Consider the following 15843-nt stretch of genomic DNA (forward strand, 5'->3'; position numbering starts at 1 on the left):
CACCGGAAAGAGCTGACCTGTGGCGACCCCTACCCCCGTCCGGCGCGCCTGGCGCGCACTGACCGGACTCCTCGTGATCACCGCCGTGCTGTTCGGCATCAACGCCCTGGGCGTGTATGTCTTCCAGCAGAGTTCGTGGGCGCCGTCTCTGGCCCTCGACCTGCAGGGCGGCACGCAGATCATCCTCGAGGCGCAGACCGAAGGCGCGGCTCCGTCGACGGACCAGATGAACCAGGCCGTGACGATCATCCGGCAGCGCGTGGACGCGTCGGGCGTCGGCGAGGCCGACGTCACCACCGAGGGCGGCAACAACATCGTGGTGCAGATCCCCGGTGAGGCCGACGAGGCGACGCGCGAGCGCATCGAGGCGTCCGCCCAGCTGCAGCTGCGCGCAGTGCTGTACGCCGGGCAGCCCGCGAACACGTTCGTCGGCGAGGACGGGATGGAGACGCCGTATCCGTCGCCCGACCCCACGCTCAATGCGACGCCGACCACGGAGCCGACCGACGGCAGCGATCAGGCGTGGATCACGGACGCGCTGTTCGCCGAGTACCTGGCGTACGACTGCGCCGACCCGGCCAACGATCCCGCCGGCGCCCCGGCCGACGAGCCGCTGATCACGTGCGAGGCCGACGGCTCGGTCAAGTACATCCTCGGCCCGGTCGAGCTGGACGGCTCGTCGATCTCGGACGCGACGTTCGGACTCCAGCAGACCAACGGCGTGTGGGCCGTCAACCTGACCTTCGACTCCGAAGGCACCCAGATCTTCGGCGAGATCAGCCAGCGCCTGTACGGCGCCACGCCGCCGCTGAACCAGTTCGCGTTCGTGCTCGACGGCTCGGTGCTGTCGGCGCCGTCGATGAACGGCGTCATCCTCGACGGCCGACCCAGCATCACCGGCTCCTTCACGCAGGAGACCGCGCAGGTCCTGGCCGACCAGCTGAAGTACGGCGCGCTGCCGCTGAGCTTCGAGGTCGTCAGCTCCGACACGATCTCGGCGACCCTCGGCTCGCAGCAGCTTCAGATCGGCCTCATCGCCGGCCTCATCGGCCTCGCGCTCGTGGCGGTGTACTCGCTCGTGGTCTACCGGGCGCTGGGCACGGTGATCATCGCGTCGCTCGGCGTCATGGCGGTGCTGACCTACGTGGTCATCTGCATCCTCGCGTGGCGCATGGGCTTCCGCCTGTCACTGGCCGGCGTCGCCGGTCTGATCGTGGCCATCGGCTTCACGGCGGACTCGTTCATCGTGTACTTCGAGCGCATCCGCGACGAGCTTCGCGACGGGAAGTCGATCACGAGCGCCGTCGAGGACGGCTGGGCGCGAGCGAAGCGCACGATCTACATCTCCAAGTCGATCAACATCCTCGCCGCCGTCGTGCTCTACATCCTCGCGGACGCCACGGTGAAGGGCTTCGCGTTCACGCTGGGCCTCACGACGGCGATCGACATCATGATCTTCATCATCTTCACGCACCCGGTGATGCAGCTGCTCGCGCGCACGCGCTTCTTCGGCTCCGGCCACCCGCTGTCGGGGCTGGACCCCGACGCGCTCGGCGCCGTCTACCGCGGTCGTGCGCAGTTCCGCGCGCCGGCCGAGGCCACCGCCAAGGGCCGATCCGCCCGGGCGCGCGGCGAGGCGCAGCGACGCCAGACCATCGCCGAGCGCAAGCAGGCGCAGGAGCTGGCGGCGTCCCGCCCGTCGACCGGCAAACCGGGAAGCACGACCCAGGAGGGGGAGCGCTGATGGGCGCCATGAGCCGCTTCGGCAACGACCTGTACTCCGGCAAGATCTCATTCCCGTTCGTCGGACGCCGGCGACTGTGGTTCATCATCGCCGCCGTCCTGGTGATCGGGTCGGTGCTGGTGCCGCTCGTGCGGCCGATCCAGTTCTCGATCGAGTTCACCGGGGGCTCCCAGTTCACGGTGACCGGGCTCAGCAGCCCCGACCAGTCGCTGGCTACCGACGCGGTGCAGTCGGTCGTGCCGAACGCCGACACGCGGGTGACGACCGTCGGCGACTCGGCCGTCCGCGTCCAGACCGACCAGATGACCGACGCCGAGACCCGCGAGGTGAGTGCGTCGCTGGCCGACGTGTACGACGTGCCGACCTCCGAGGTCACGTCGTCGTTCATCGGCCCCAGCTGGGGAGCCGATGTGACGCGGCAGTCGCTGTGGGGCCTGGCGATCTTCCTCGCCCTGACGTTCATCATCCTGGCGCTGTACTTCCGCACCTGGAAGATGTCGGCGGCGGCGATCATCGGCCTGGTCGACGTGCTGATCATCACGGTCGGCGTGTACGCCCTCGCCGGGTTCCCGATCTCGCCCGCAGCGGTCATCGGATTCCTGACGATCCTGGCGTACTCGCTGTACGACACGACGGTCGTCTTCGACAAGATCCGCGAGAACACGGCCGAGGACGGCGAGATATCGGGGCGGACGTTCGGCGAGTCGGTCAACCTCGCCGTCAACCAGACCCTGGTGCGCTCGATCAACACGACGGTCGTGGCGATCCTGCCGGTCGGCGCGATCCTGTTCATCGGAGCATTCTGGCTCGGTGCTCAGACGCTCAGCGACATCTCGCTCGCGATCTTCGTGGGCATCATCGTCGCGGCCTATTCGACGCTGTTCGTCGCCGCGCCCCTGTACTCGCTGTTCCGCGAGCGCGAGCCCGGCATCCAGACCCGGAACGCGCGGGTGCTCGAATCCCGGGAGCGGGCGGGCCAGCCGGTCTGACCCGCCCCGTACGGGGCGTACGATGGTCTGATCCGGGAGGGGGTATCGCACATGTCCGAAACGGTTCCTCCCGGGCCGACCTCGCTGCGTCGTCTGGTCCCGCGCATCTTCTCGCGCTCGGCCCGGCGAGACGATGTCGAGCAGCTGCTGCGCACCGTGCGCACGCATCACCCGCGCGGCGACCTCGCGATCGTCGAGCGCGCCTACAAGACCGCCGAACAGGCGCACGCGGGGCAGACCCGGCGCAGCGGCGAGCCGTACATCACGCATCCCCTCGCCGTCTCGCAGATCCTCGCCGATCTCGGGCTCGGTCCACGCGCGATCGCCGCGGCGCTGCTGCATGACACCGTCGAGGACACGTCCTACAGCCTCGATCAGCTGACGGCGGACTTCGGCGACGAGGTCGCCATGCTCGTCGACGGCGTGACCAAGCTCGACAAGGTCAAGTACGGCGAGAGCGCGCAGGCCGAGACGGTGCGCAAGATGATCGTCGCGATGTCCAAGGACATCCGCGTGCTGCTGATCAAGCTCGCCGACCGCCTGCACAACGCCCGCACGTGGGGCTTCGTTCCGGCCGAGAGCGCCAAGCGCAAGGCGACCGAGACACTCGAGATCTACGCGCCGCTCGCGCACCGGCTCGGCATCCAGACGATCAAGTCCGAGCTCGAGGACCTGTCGTTCGCCGTGCTCCACCCCAAGCTCTTCGCCGAGATCGAGAGCCTGGTCAAGCAGCGCACGCCGCAGCGCGAGCAGTACGTGCAGAACGTCATCGACGCCGTCGACGCCGACCTGCGCGAGCTGCGCATCCGCGGTCGCGTCATGGGCCGTCCGAAGCAGCTGTACTCGGTGTACCAGAAGATGATCGTCCGCGGCCGCGAGTTCGACGACATCTACGACCTCATCGGCATCCGCATCATCGTCGGCAGCGTCCGCGACTGCTACGCGGTGCTCGGGTCGATCCACGCACGGTGGACGCCGCTGCCCGGGCGTTTCAAGGACTACATCGCGACGCCGAAGTTCAACCTGTACCAGTCGCTGCACACGACGGTCATCGGTCCCGGCGGGCGCACCGTCGAGATCCAGATCCGCACGCACGAGATGCACCAGCAGGCCGAGTACGGCGTCGCGGCGCACTGGAAGTACAAGGAGCAGATGGCCGGCGGCAAGTCCGACTCCAAGGCCATCGACACCGACATGGCGTGGCTCGCGCACATCTCGGACTGGCAGGCCGAGACCGCCGACCCCGGCGAGTTCCTCGATTCGCTGCGGTTCGAGATCGGCGCGAAGGAGGTCTACGTCTTCACGCCCAAGGGCAAGGTCATCGGCCTTCCCGCGGGGGCCACGCCGGTGGACTTCGCCTACGCGGTGCACACCGAGGTCGGACACCGCACCATGGGCGCCAAGGTCAACGGCCGCCTGGTGCCGCTGGAGTCCGAGCTCAAGAGCGGCGACGTCGTCGAGGTCTTCACCTCGAAGAATCCGGATGCCGGCCCGAGCCAGGACTGGCTGGGCTTCGTGAAATCGACCCGCGCGCGCAACAAGATCCGCGGCTGGTTCACCAAGGAGCGTCGCGAAGAGGCGATCGAGCAGGGCAAGGACGCCATCGCGCGTGCCATGCGCCGCCAGAACCTACCCCTGCAGCGCCTCATGAGCCAGGACTCCTTCAGCGAGGTGGCCCACGAGCTGCGCTACGAGGACGTCTCGGCGCTGTACGCGGCAATCGGCGAAGGCCATGTGTCGACGCAGTCGGTGATCGAGAAGGTCACGGCGCTCGTGCGCGCGAGCGAGACCGCCACCGGGCCGATCGACCTGCCCGAGGTCGGGCGCTCGCGTGCCCCGCGCGGCGGCGATTCCGGGGTCCTGGTGCGGGGCGCCCCCGACATCCTGGTCAAGCTCGCCAAGTGCTGCACGCCCGTGCCCGGAGACGAGATCATGGGCTTCGTCACGCGCGGCAGCGGAGTGTCGGTGCACCGTTCGGACTGCACCAACGTGAAGTCGCTCATGCAGGACCCGCAGCGACTCATCGAGGTCGAGTGGGCTCCGACGAGCAAGAGCGTGTTCCTGGTGCAGATCCAGGTCGAGGCCCTCGACCGCTCGAGGCTCCTCAGCGACGTGACGCGGGTCCTCAGCGAGCACCACGTCAACATCCTGTCGGCCACCGTCACCACCTCGAACGACCGCCTCGCGATCAGCAAGTTCGTCTTCGAGATGGGCGACATCGTGCACCTGGATCGCGTGCTCAACGCGGTCCGCCGCATCGACGCGGTCTACGACGTGTACCGCGTGACCTCGTCCTGACCGCCCGCGGCGGTGGCCGTGAGTTCGCGCAGCAGCATGACCGCCGCGCGCTTGCGGGGGAACGGTCCCGATGCCGTGACGCGCGCGAGCGCCTCGCCGGCCAGGCGCGGCTCCGAGCGGGCCATGCGCAGCGCCGCTTCGGCGTGCGCGGGGTCGGGGGTGCGCGCGAGGTCGACGATCGTGCGCATCGGCGACGTCACGTGCACCCCGCCCACCATCACGAGGTCGTGAGGCGGGATCGCGGGGTCGCGGTAGACGAACCGGCGATCGAACGACGCGTGCAGGCGGTGGGGGACGGCCCGCTGGACGGTGTGACGGGCGGGCGGGCCGTCGAGGGCGCCGTGGATCCAGGCCGCGCTCAGGTGGGACGCCGCACGTGCGTCACCGAGCAGGCGGACGAGGGAGCCTGCGCGCAGGGCCGCCGTCTCGACGGCGTCGGCCGGGATGTACGCCTCGCCGAGCTCGACGAGCAGCCCGTCCAGCCGCGCCGCGGCGAGCTCCGCGGTCGAGAGCCGGTCTTCGGCGAAGAAGAGGAAAGGCGACGACATGTCGGCAGTGTGCCGCATGCGCCCCGGCTCCGCCGCGGGTGCCGCGGAGTCTGTGGAAACCTCGCGGACTCAGCCGCCCAGCGCGCGCAGCCAGGCCTTGCGCGCCTCGAGCGCCTCCTTCGCCGCCGCGATCGCCTTCTTGTCACCGCGCCCCTCGGCCTCGACGAGCTCCTGCTCGAGCTTGTCGATGGCGTCGGTCAGCTGCCGCGTCATGTCGTTGGCGCGCGCCTTGGTCTCGGGATCGTTGCGCTTCCAGTCCGCGTCCTCCCGGGAGCGCAGCGCATTCTCGATCTTGCGCAGATCGTCGTCGAGCGAGCGCTCCACGTCGCGCGGGAAGATCCGGCCGACGTCGTCCCATTGACGCTGGATCGCGGTCAGCTGCGAACGAGCCGCCGTGAGGTCCTTCACATCGGCGATGCCGCGCGCCTGCTCGAGCAGGCCCTTGCGGATCTCGATCTTCTCGCGGGACGCCTCGGCGTCGGCGGCCTCGCGCGCGGTGCGCGCGGAGTAGAGGGCGTCGCCGGCGGTCTTGAAGCGCGCCCACAGTGCGTCGTCGGCCTTCTTGCCGGCGCGGCCGGCGGCCTTCCACTGCTCGAGCAGATCGCGGTAGGCGCCGATGCCGTCCTCGCCCTGCGGAGCCAGCGCCTCGGCCCGCTCGACCAGGCGCGTCTTGCGGTCGCGCACGACCTTGTGCTGCTCGTCGAGCTGCGCGTAGAACTCCCGGCGATTCTTGTCGAGGATGCCGCGCGCATCGCGGAATCGCTTCCACAGCGCCTGCCCGGTCGAGCGGGGCAGGCGCGGCCCGTTCTGCTGGTGCGCCTGCCACTGGTCGAACAGGGCCGACATCTCGGCAGACGCCTGCTTCCACTGCACGGTCTCGGGGTCGCGGGCGGCGAGGGCCTCGGCCTTCTCGACCAGCGCGGTGCGCTCGCGCACCGCCTCGTCGACGGCCTCGCGTGCTGCGGCGGCCTCGGTCTCGCTCTCGGCCTCGAGCATCGAGGTCAGTGCGGTGATGCGGGCCAGCAGCGCCTCGAGATCGCCCACGGCGGCGGCTCCCGTCACCTTGTCGGCGACGGCGCGCGACGCCTTGCGCAGGTCTGCCGCGGACGCGCCGCCACGACGGTGCCGCACCTCGAGGAGTCCGACCTCGCCGGCGAGATCGGCGTACTTCCGCTCGAAATACGCCAGGGCCTCTTCCGGGGACCCGTCGGGGTATTGACCCACGACGCGCCAGCCGGACGCTTCGCGCACCGAGACGGTGCCGTCGTCGTCGACGCGGCCCCAGGGCTCGTCGGTGGTGGACTCGGGAGTGGTTTCTGCGTCGGCAGTCACGGATTGCACCTCATCGCGGCTCTCGCCGCCTGTGGGGGGTTGGACGGGGCCAAGCCTAGTACGCCGCGTGCGGATCGACCGCGGTCGCGACGGGGATCAGGGCTCGGGTGTGGGCGTCGGGGATGCGGATGCCGTGGGCGTCGGGGATGCGGATGCCGTGGGCGCGGGCGAACCCGACGCCGAGGGGGACGGGGTCGACGTAGGTGTCGTCGTCGGGAGGGGGGCGACGGTGGCCGAGGGCTCCGCGCCGGTGCCGGCCGGTCCGACGGTGAAGTAGGCGACCTGCACGGCTCCGATCCCGATGACGATCAGCCCGCCGGCGACGCAGGCGATGACGTTGTCCCGCGTGCGACGACGCGCGAGGCCCGCGTGGAAGTCGCGCCGCGCCTGGTACAGCCGCGTGCGCTCCCGCGCGGCGCGCGCGGCCGGATCCTTGCCTGCCTTCGACACGGCACCCCCTTCGACCCGGGCGGCTCCCGGGCGGGTCGATCCTAGATCGACCCGAGAGCCGGGCCCAAACCGCACTCTCGGGTCGCGGGGCGCGGCTAGCCTGGATGGCGTGACGACACCGAGCGCGCTGTTCGCGGGCCAGACCCCGCTCGCCGTGCGCATGCGTCCCACGTCGCTCGACGAGGTGGCCGGGCAGGCGCACCTCCTGCGTCGCGGCTCGCCGCTGGTCGCGCTGGCGGATGCCGATGCACGCACCACCGCGACCTCGGTGATCCTGTGGGGTCCGCCGGGCACCGGCAAGACGACTCTCGCGCAGGCGATCGCCCGATCGTCGGGGCGGCGCTTCGTCGAACTGTCGGCCATCACGGCGGGCGTGCGCGATGTGCGCGAGGTCATGCAGGAGGCCCTCGATCAGCGCGACCTGTACGGGCAGTCGACGATCCTGTTCCTGGACGAGATCCACCGGTTCACCAAGGCCCAGCAGGACGCCCTGCTTCCGGGCGTCGAGAACGGCTGGGTCGTCCTGATCGCGGCCACGACCGAGAACCCCTCGTTCTCCGTCATCGCGCCGCTGCTTTCGCGGTCGCTGCTGCTGACGCTGCAACCGCTCACCGACGATGATCTGCGCGTGCTCATCGACCGCGCCGTCACGGACGCGCGGGGGCTCGCCGGCTCCGTGTCGCTCGGCGACGAGGCGCGGGAGGCGCTCGTCCGTCTGGCGTCGGGGGACGCGCGGCGCGCGCTGACGGCCCTCGAGGCCGCGGCCTCGCTCGCGCCCCCGGCCGACGACCCCGACTCCGTGCCCGAGATCGGCGCGGATCACGTCGCGCAGGCGGTGGACCGCGCTCTGCTGCGCTACGACCGCCAGGGCGACGAGCACTACGACGTCATCAGCGCCTTCATCAAGTCGATCCGCGGATCGGACCCGGACGCGGCGATCCACTACCTCGCGCGCATGATCGAGGCGGGGGAGGACCCCCGGTTCATCGCGCGTCGCCTGATCATCTCGGCCGCCGAGGACATCGGGCTCGCCGATCCGCACGCGCTCCCGCTGGCTGTCGCCGCGGCGGAGTCGGTGCAGATGATCGGGATGCCCGAGGGGCGCATCCCCCTGGCCGAGGCCACCGTCTACCTCGCCACGACCGCGAAGTCCAACGCCGCGTACAACGCGATCAACGCCGCCATCGCCGATGTGCGGGCCGGCGGCTTCGGCCGCGTGCCCGCGCACCTGCGCGATGCGCACTACCCCGGAGCGAAGCGGCTGGGCCACGGCAAGGGATACGTCTACCCGCACGATGCCGACGTCGGCGTGGTCGCCCAGCAGTACCTGCCCGACGATCTGCGCGGACGCCGGTACTACGAGCCGACGGCCCGCGGGCAGGAGCGCGAGGTCCAGGCGCGGCTGGCGAAGATCCGCCGCATCCTGGACCCCGACGGCTGACCCGCCGACGCCTCAGCGGCCCGCCAGGACGCGTCTGGTAGCATGGACCGGCTCGAAACCGGGTTTTCGGGCATCCCCCTTCTTCTTCATCCACCTTTCGGTATCGCCCCGGCGTGCGGACCGGGAGGGCGGAGTCGGGGAGATACGTCCGTGAGCCGCGAAAGTCGCGGCCACGTCATCGGAAGGAATGCTTCGTGGCAACGAAGTCCCAGGACCGCCGCAAGGTCCGCATGTCCCGCGCCCTCGGCGTCGCCCTGACGCCGAAGGCCGCCCGCTACCTCGAGAAGCGCCCGTACGCCCCCGGCGAGCACGGCCGCACCAAGCGCAAGGCCGACAGCGACTACGCCGTCCGCCTCCGCGAGAAGCAGCGTCTGCGCGAGCAGTACGGCATTCGCGAGAAGCAGCTGCGCATCCAGTTCGAGGAGGCCCGCCGCAAGGACGGCCTGACGGGTGAGAACCTCGTCGAGCAGCTCGAGATGCGTCTGGACGCCCTCGTCGTGCGTGCCGGCTTCGCCCGCACCACCGCGCAGGCGCGCCAGCTCGTCGTGCACCGCCACATCCTCGTGGACGGCCAGCTCGTCGACCGCCCGTCGTTCCGTGTGAAGCCGGGTCAGCTCATCCACGTCAAGCCCAAGAGCGAGACTCTCGAGCCCTTCCAGGTGGCGGCCGCCGGCGGCCACGCCGAGGTCCTGCCCCCCGTTCCGGGCTACCTCGAGGTCGAGCTCGACAAGCTGCAGGCCCGCCTCGTGCGCCGTCCCAAGCGCGCCGAGGTTCCGGTCACCTGCGAGGTCCAGCTCGTCGTCGAGTACTACGCCGCTCGCTGAGCGCGTCGTCTCGCCTCGCCGGCTCGCCGAGCGGGGCCGAAGGGCGCCGGGTTTCCCGGCGCCCTTCGTCGTTTGCGCCTACGATGGTCAGATGCCGCGCCCGCGGTCGAGGAAGTGGTGACATGAAGAATCTGCTGTGGTTCCTGTTGGGCATTGCCGGCGGGTTCGTACTCGCGCACCTGGTCAACAAGGACCCCCGCGGACACGAGCTGCTGGCCGAGGTGGACGCCCGCATCGGGCAGTTCACCGACCGCATCGGCGACGCGTACCGCGAGCAGGAGTCGCGCATCGCCGGACTCGCCGACGAGGTGAAGGATGCCGCGGCCGGCGCCGTGCAGACCGCACGCGAGGCGGCCGCCGAGGCCGTCGCCGACGCCGCCGCGGCGAAGTCCGCCGACTGACCCCCATGCACAGCCTCCCCCTCACGGGGGAGAAGACCGCCCACCGCAAGGACCGCAATGAAGACCGCTGAGATCGCGCAGCGCTACCTCGACTACTTCGAGAAGAACGACCACACCATCGTCCCGTCGGCCTCGCTCGTGAGCCCCGACCCGTCGATCCTGTTCACGATCGCGGGCATGGTGCCGTTCATCCCCTACCTCAACGGCACCGTCCCCGCGCCGTATCCGCGCGCCGCGGACGTGCAGAAGTGCATCCGCACGAACGACATCGAAGAGGTCGGGAAGACCGCACGCCACGGCACGTTCTTCCAGATGCTCGGCAACTGGTCCTTCGGCGACTACTTCAAGCAGGGCGCCATCGAGTACGCGTGGGAGCTGCTGACCGCCCCCGAGGCCTCGGGCGGGCTCGGCTTCGACGAACGTGATCTGTGGGTCACCGTCTACGAGGACGACGACGAGGCCTTCGGCCTGTGGCGTGGGATCGGTCTGCCCGAGGAGCGCATCCAGCGCTTCGGCGCCGCCGACAACTACTGGTCGACGGGCCAGCCGGGACCTGCCGGCCCGTGCTCCGAGATCTACTTCGACCGCGGGCCCAAGTACGGCCGCGACGGCGGGCCGGCGGTGGACGACGACCGGTTCACCGAGATCTGGAATCTCGTGTTCATGCAGTACGAGATCACCAACGTGCGCTCCAAGACGGAGTTCGACGTCGTCGGCGAGCTTCCGCAGAAGAACATCGACACCGGCATGGGCCTCGAGCGCGTCGCGTTCATCAAGCAGGGCGTCGAGAACATGTACGAGACCGACCAGGTCCGTCCGGTGCTGGACCGCGCCGTCGACCTCTCGGGGCGCGCCTACGGCGCGAACCACGAGGACGACGTCCGCTTCCGCGTCATCGCCGACCATGTCCGCTCGTCGCTCATGCTGCTCTCCGACGGCGTCACCCCCTCCAACGAGGGTCGCGGCTACATCCTGCGGCGCCTGATGCGCCGGACCGTCCGCTCGATGCGTCTGCTCGGCGTGGACGTGGCGACCTTCCCCGAGCTGTTCACCGCGTCGCGCGACGCGATGTCGTCGGCCTACCCGGTCGTCACCGAGGACTGGGAGCGCATCTCGCGGTCGGCGTTCGCCGAGGAGGAGACGTTCCTGCGCACGCTCGCATCGGGCTCGACGATCCTCGATCTGGCGGTGGAGAAGACGAAGGACGCCGGCGGCACCTCGATCGCGGGCGCCGAGGCGTTCCTGCTGCACGACACCTACGGGTTCCCGATCGACCTCACGCTGGAGATCGCCGAGGAGGCGGGCCTCAGCGTCGACCGGGCCGCGTTCGACACCCTCATGCAGGAGCAGCGGTCGCGGGCCAAGGCCGACGCGAAGTCGCGCAAGCGCGCCCTCGCCGATCCCGCGGCGTACCGTGAGCTGCGCGCACACGGCGAGACGGTCTTCACCGGCTACACCGATCTCGAGACCGAATCCAGCGTGCTCGGGATCCTCATCGACGGTCGTGCCGCCGACCGCGCGACGCAGGGCGAGATCGCCGAGGTCATCCTCGCCGAGACCGCTCTGTACGCCGAGTCCGGCGGCCAGGTCGCCGACAAGGGCGTCATCGTCGGGCCCGGGTTCGAACTCGAGGTGCTCGACGTGCAGAAGCCCGTTCCCGGGCTCGTCAGCCACACCGTCGAGGTGACGTCGGGGGAGGTCGGCGTCGGACAGGCCGCGCGCGCGGTCGTCGACGCGCAGAACCGCCGCCAGGCACGCCAGGCGCATTCGGCGACCCACCTCGTCCACGCCGCCCTGCGCGACACCCTCGGCAAGACGGCGACCCAGGCCGGATCGCTCAACCGCGCCGGCTATCTGCGATTCGACTTCGCGTGGTCGCAGGCGCTGTCGGAGGACACGCGCACCGAGATCGAGGAGATCGCGAACACGGCGGTGCGCGAGAACCTCGAGGTGACCACGCGCGTGCTGGCCCTCGATGAGGCCAAGTCCCTCGGCGCGATGGCGCTGTTCGGCGAGAAGTACGGCGAGACCGTGCGCATGGTCGACATCGGCGGCCCGTGGTCCCGCGAGCTGTGCGCCGGGACGCACGTCGCCACGAGCGCCGAGGTCGGCCTGATCAGCCTCGTCGGCGAGTCGAGCGTCGGCGCCTCCAACCGCCGCGTCGAGGCGCTCGTCGGGCTCGACGCCTTCCGCTCCCTCGCCGCCGAGCGTGCGCTGGTGTCGCAGCTGACCTCGACCCTGAAGACCCCGCGCGACCAGCTGCCCGCGCGCATCGCCGAGCTCACGGCGAGCCTGAAGGCGGCCGAGAAGAAGATCGCCGCGTTCGAGGCGCAGGCCCTCGCCGACCGCGCCCCCGCACTGGCGGCGACCGCGACCACGACCGGACCGTACCGTGTCGTCGCCCAGTCGCTCGGCACGGCGGCTTCGGCCGACGACGTGCGTACCGTCGCACTCCAGGTGCGCGACCGCCTCGGGTCCGACGCGGGCGTCGTCGCGCTCGGCGCCGACGTCGGCGGACGCGCGATCGTGGTCGTGGCCGCCAACGAGGCCGCACGCGCGGCGGGCGCCAGGGCGGGCGCGCTCGTCAAGGTCGCCGCGGGCGTGCTCGGCGGCGGCGGCGGCGGCCGCGACGACGTGGCCCAGGGAGGCGGGACCGACGTTTCGGCGATGCCCGCCGCGCTGACGTCGATTTCGGAGGCCTTGGCGGCGTGAGCGGTTTCCGTCGGGGAGTGCGGCTGGGCGTCGATGTCGGCAGGGCCCGCGTCGGCGTCGCCCGCTGCGACCCCGACGGCCTGCTCGCCACGCCCCTCGAGACCGTGCCGCGCAACGACGAGGCGACCGCACGCGTGGCGGCGCTGGCGGACGAGCACGACGCACTCGAGATCCTCGTCGGACTTCCCGTCAACCTGCGCGGTGAGGACACCGCCTCGACGGTCGACGCGCGCGAGTTCGCGGCCGCGCTGCAGGCGGCATCCGGACGCACGGTGCGGCTCGTCGACGAGCGCCTGAGCACCGTCTCGGCGCACGCCGCGCTGCGTGATGCGGGGCGAACCCAGCGACGTTCACGTAGCATTGTCGATCAGGTCGCGGCCGTGGTCCTCCTGCAGCAGGCATTGGATGTCGAAAAGAGCTCGGGGAAACCGGCCGGATCCTCCATCCCCCAGGAGCCCGCCTGATGACACCCGATTCGTTCGACGACCCCTTCGCGGATCTGTTCGGCCGCCCCTCCCGGCCGGCCGCCGACAGCCGGCGAGCCGAGAGGTCCGAGCCCACGCAGCCGCCGACGAGGAGCTCGTCGGAGACCCCGGCGGCCGCTGCCGCCCCCATGACCCGCCGCGAGGCGCGCGAAGCGGCGGCACGCGCCGCCGCCGCGCAGCAGCCGGCGGCGGCCTCCCCGGCTCAGGCGAGCCCCGCCCGGCCGTCCGCGCCGGCGCCCCAGGCCGCTCCCCGTGCGGCCGCCCCCGCCCGGCCGGCAACGGCGCCGAACGAGTCGGCACCGCGCGCCGCGGCCGCCCCGCAGGCGGCGAGCACCGAGCCGGAGTGGCATACCGCGCCGGCATCGGCGGTCGACCGCACCGCCTCCGAGCCGGTCGACGACACGGCCCTGCTCGCGGCTCCGCGACGCACCGTCGTCGCCCAGGACGACCACGCGGACGCGGCCGAGGAAGACGCGTGGGCCGGCTTCATCGGCACCGCGCAGGCAGCGACCACACCGGCGCTGCCGTACAGCCGCACCGGCACGACGGGACCGACTCCCACCGCGGAGGAGCCCGCGACGCCGGAGGCGACAGCCCAGGCGCCGCGCGAGCCCAGCCTGGAGGACCTCTTCTCGGGCGCCAGCTCGAGCGACGAGATGGGCGCCGTCCCCCCGCCCAAGAACAAGCGCAAGCGCCGCATCGGCGGATGGATCGCCCTCGGCGTCGTGCTCGTGATCCTCGGCGGCATCGGCGCCGGCGGACTGTGGGTGTGGAACACGTACGAGGAGCAGATCCGGTCGGTCATGGGCTGGGAGGAGCCCCAGGACTACGAGGCGGGCCAGGCCACCGGCGAGGCCCTGCTGACCATCAGCTCGGGCGATGTCCCCTCCAACATCTCGCAGTCGCTCTTCGAAGCGGGTGTCACCAAGACCCCCGAGGCCTTCTACGACCACCTCATCGACACGGGTCAGAACCCGACGTTCTATCCCGGCGTCTACCGGCTCCAGCAGCGGATGACCTCGGCAGCGGCGCTCGACATGCTGCAGGATCCCGCCAACAAGCTCGAGAACTCCGCGCTGCTGCGCGAGGGGCTCACGGTGGACCAGACCCTCCCGATCCTCGCCGAGGGGCTCGGACTGCCGCTCGAGGACTTCACCAGCGCTGTGGGCGACCCGTCGCAGTTCGGCGTCTCGGCCGACAGCCTCGAAGGCTGGCTCTTCCCGGCGATGTACACGTTCGACCCGGGCATCACCGCGACGGGCGTCATCCAGGCGATGGTGGACCGCACCGTCGAGTCGCTCGACGCCGCCGGCGTGCCGGAGGCCGACCGCCAGCGCATCCTCACGATCGCCTCGATCATCCAGCGCGAGGCGCGTTTCGAAGACGACTTCTACCGGGTCTCCCGCGTCATCGAGAACCGCATGGACCCGAACAACCAGGAGACGTTCGGCCTGCTCCAGATGGACTCGACCGCCCAGTACGGCTACGGAGAGATGCACGACGGCACCGTCAGCTCGTCGGCCGAGGCGCTCGAGGACGACAACCCGTGGAACACGTATGTGAACCCCGGGCTCCCGGTCGGCCCGATCGCGAACCCCGGGGACACGGCGATCGACGCCGCCATGCACCCGGCGGACGGCGACTGGCTGTACTTCGTGACGGTGAACCTCGACACGGGGGAGACCGTCTTCACGACGAACCTCGCCGACCACAACCGCGCCGTGGCGCAATGGCAGGACTGGTGCGCGGCGAACCCGGACTCGGGGTGCTGAGCGAGAGCGCGACGCGGCTGGCGGTGTGGGGAGACCCCATCGCGCACAGCCGCTCGCCGCGGCTGCACGCGGCCGCGTATGCCGTCCTGGAGCTGGACTGGACCTACGAGCGACGCCAGGTGGGCGAGGAGCAGTTCGCCTCCGCCCTCGCGGGGCTGGACGGCACGTGGCGGGGGCTCTCGTGCACGATGCCGCTGAAAGGACGGGCCTATGCGGCCGCCGCCGTCCGCGACCGCCGCGCCGAGCTGACCGGAGCCGTCAACACGCTGCTCCTGGAGCCGGAGGGGCGGGTCGGCTTCAACACGGATGTCGGCGGCATCGTCCGGGCCCTCCACGACGAGGGGATCGACGGGCTGATCGAATCGCGCATCGTCGGGGCGGGAGCCACGGCGGCATCCGCGCTCGTCGCCCTCGCCGAGATGGGCGCGCGGCGGATCGAAGTCATCGCCCGGCGCCCGCCCGCCGCCGCGCCGCTGGTCGCCCTCGGCGATCGCCTGGGCGTCACGGTCGTCCCGATGCCCCTGAGCGCGCCCGCACACGCTCCCGTTCCGCTCACCGTCTCGACGATCCCCGGGGACGCCCGCCTGCCGGCGGCGGCGACGGCGGCGCTGGCGGCGGGCGGCGGACTTCTCATGGACGTCGTGTACGGCCACTGGCCGACGTCGCTGTCCCGCGCGTGGGCGGCGGCCGGCCTGACCGCGGTCTCCGGGCTCGGCATGCTGCTCCATCAGGCGCTGCTGCAGGTGAGGGTCTTCGCGAACGGCGACGCCGAGGCTCCTCTCGACCACGAGGACGTCATACTCACCGCGATGCGCGGAGCGCTCGCGGAGGGCATGGGAGACTAGAC

At 71.1% G+C, this 15843-nt stretch carries 13 protein-coding genes; 10 read left to right on the plus strand and 3 right to left on the minus strand.

Annotated elements, in window-relative coordinates:
- Positions 1-19: 19 nt before the first annotated feature.
- The 3 genes from secD to P0L94_05095 are packed head-to-tail and all read left to right on the plus strand — an operon-like array spanning position 20 to position 5031.
- Positions 20-1744: a protein translocase subunit SecD gene (gene secD / locus P0L94_05085; GenBank protein WES65441.1), complete on the plus strand. Its 1725-nt coding sequence runs from the start codon at positions 20-22 to the stop codon at positions 1742-1744.
- Complete coding sequence (gene secF, locus P0L94_05090; protein WES65442.1) at positions 1744-2733, plus strand: protein translocase subunit SecF; 990 nt, start codon at positions 1744-1746, stop codon at positions 2731-2733. The genes secD and secF overlap by 1 nt, the downstream gene beginning before the upstream one ends.
- 51 nt (positions 2734-2784) lie before the next feature.
- The gene (locus P0L94_05095) at positions 2785-5031 is read left to right on the plus strand and encodes a bifunctional (p)ppGpp synthetase/guanosine-3',5'-bis(diphosphate) 3'-pyrophosphohydrolase (GenBank protein WES65443.1); all 2247 of its coding nucleotides are present in this window, start codon (positions 2785-2787) and stop codon (positions 5029-5031) included.
- Here the strand turns inward: P0L94_05095 and P0L94_05100 are convergent.
- The 3 genes from P0L94_05100 to P0L94_05110 form a co-directional block, all read right to left on the minus strand.
- Positions 5001-5579, minus strand: coding sequence for a type IV toxin-antitoxin system AbiEi family antitoxin (locus P0L94_05100; protein WES65444.1), 579 nt, complete (start codon positions 5577-5579; stop codon positions 5001-5003). The two genes, P0L94_05095 and P0L94_05100, sit on opposite strands and share 31 nt — an antisense overlap.
- Positions 5580-5648: 69 nt before the next feature.
- Positions 5649-6911, minus strand: a complete 1263-nt coding sequence (locus P0L94_05105) for a DUF349 domain-containing protein (protein ID WES65445.1) — start codon at positions 6909-6911, stop codon at positions 5649-5651.
- Between the two features lie 96 nt (positions 6912-7007).
- Positions 7008-7361: a hypothetical protein gene (locus P0L94_05110; protein WES65446.1), complete on the minus strand. Its 354-nt coding sequence runs from the start codon at positions 7359-7361 to the stop codon at positions 7008-7010.
- 109 nt (positions 7362-7470) lie between these two features.
- Between P0L94_05110 and P0L94_05115 the strand changes: the two genes are divergently transcribed.
- The 7 genes from P0L94_05115 to P0L94_05145 all read left to right on the plus strand — a co-directional run bounded on the left by P0L94_05115 (position 7471) and on the right by P0L94_05145 (position 15841).
- The gene (locus P0L94_05115) at positions 7471-8802 is read left to right on the plus strand and encodes a replication-associated recombination protein A (GenBank protein WES65447.1); all 1332 of its coding nucleotides are present in this window, start codon (positions 7471-7473) and stop codon (positions 8800-8802) included.
- Between the two features lie 194 nt (positions 8803-8996).
- Positions 8997-9626 carry a 30S ribosomal protein S4 gene (gene rpsD / locus P0L94_05120; protein WES65448.1) on the plus strand — a complete coding sequence of 210 codons (630 nt, stop codon included), beginning with the start codon at positions 8997-8999 and terminating at the stop codon, positions 9624-9626.
- A gap of 122 nt (positions 9627-9748) precedes the next feature.
- On the plus strand, positions 9749-10027 hold the full coding sequence (locus P0L94_05125) for a hypothetical protein (protein ID WES65449.1): 279 nt from the start codon (positions 9749-9751) through the stop codon (positions 10025-10027).
- A 57-nt stretch (positions 10028-10084) separates the two neighbouring features.
- Entirely contained in the window at positions 10085-12739 is a 2655-nt protein-coding gene (alaS, locus tag P0L94_05130; protein WES65450.1) for an alanine--tRNA ligase, read from the plus strand.
- Positions 12736-13203: a Holliday junction resolvase RuvX gene (gene ruvX / locus P0L94_05135; GenBank protein ID WES65451.1), complete on the plus strand. Its 468-nt coding sequence runs from the start codon at positions 12736-12738 to the stop codon at positions 13201-13203. The genes alaS and ruvX overlap by 4 nt, the downstream gene beginning before the upstream one ends.
- On the plus strand, positions 13203-14996 hold the full coding sequence (gene mltG, locus P0L94_05140; GenBank protein ID WES65452.1) for an endolytic transglycosylase MltG: 1794 nt from the start codon (positions 13203-13205) through the stop codon (positions 14994-14996). The genes ruvX and mltG overlap by 1 nt, the downstream gene beginning before the upstream one ends.
- Positions 14954-15841 carry a hypothetical protein gene (locus P0L94_05145; protein WES65453.1) on the plus strand — a complete coding sequence of 296 codons (888 nt, stop codon included), beginning with the start codon at positions 14954-14956 and terminating at the stop codon, positions 15839-15841. Before mltG ends, P0L94_05145 begins: the two co-directional genes overlap by 43 nt.
- Positions 15842-15843 lie beyond the last annotated feature (2 nt).

This window comes from Microbacter sp. GSS18, assembly GCA_029319145.1.
Classification (GTDB): domain Bacteria; phylum Actinomycetota; class Actinomycetes; order Actinomycetales; family Microbacteriaceae; genus Microbacterium.

Excerpts from the sequence above, each read along its gene's own strand:
- secF (WES65442.1), top strand. The coding sequence starts at position 1,744 with ATGGGCGCCATGAGCCGCTTCGGCAACGACCTGTACTCCGGCAAGATC.
- P0L94_05095 (WES65443.1), top strand. The coding sequence starts at position 2,785 with ATGTCCGAAACGGTTCCTCCCGGGCCGACCTCGCTGCGTCGTCTGGTC.
- P0L94_05100 (WES65444.1), bottom strand. The coding sequence starts at position 5,579 with ATGTCGTCGCCTTTCCTCTTCTTCGCCGAAGACCGGCTCTCGACCGCG.
- P0L94_05125 (WES65449.1), top strand. The coding sequence starts at position 9,749 with ATGAAGAATCTGCTGTGGTTCCTGTTGGGCATTGCCGGCGGGTTCGTA.
- alaS (WES65450.1), top strand. The coding sequence starts at position 10,085 with ATGAAGACCGCTGAGATCGCGCAGCGCTACCTCGACTACTTCGAGAAG.
- mltG (WES65452.1), top strand. The coding sequence starts at position 13,203 with ATGACACCCGATTCGTTCGACGACCCCTTCGCGGATCTGTTCGGCCGC.
- P0L94_05145 (WES65453.1), top strand. The coding sequence starts at position 14,954 with ATGGCAGGACTGGTGCGCGGCGAACCCGGACTCGGGGTGCTGAGCGAG.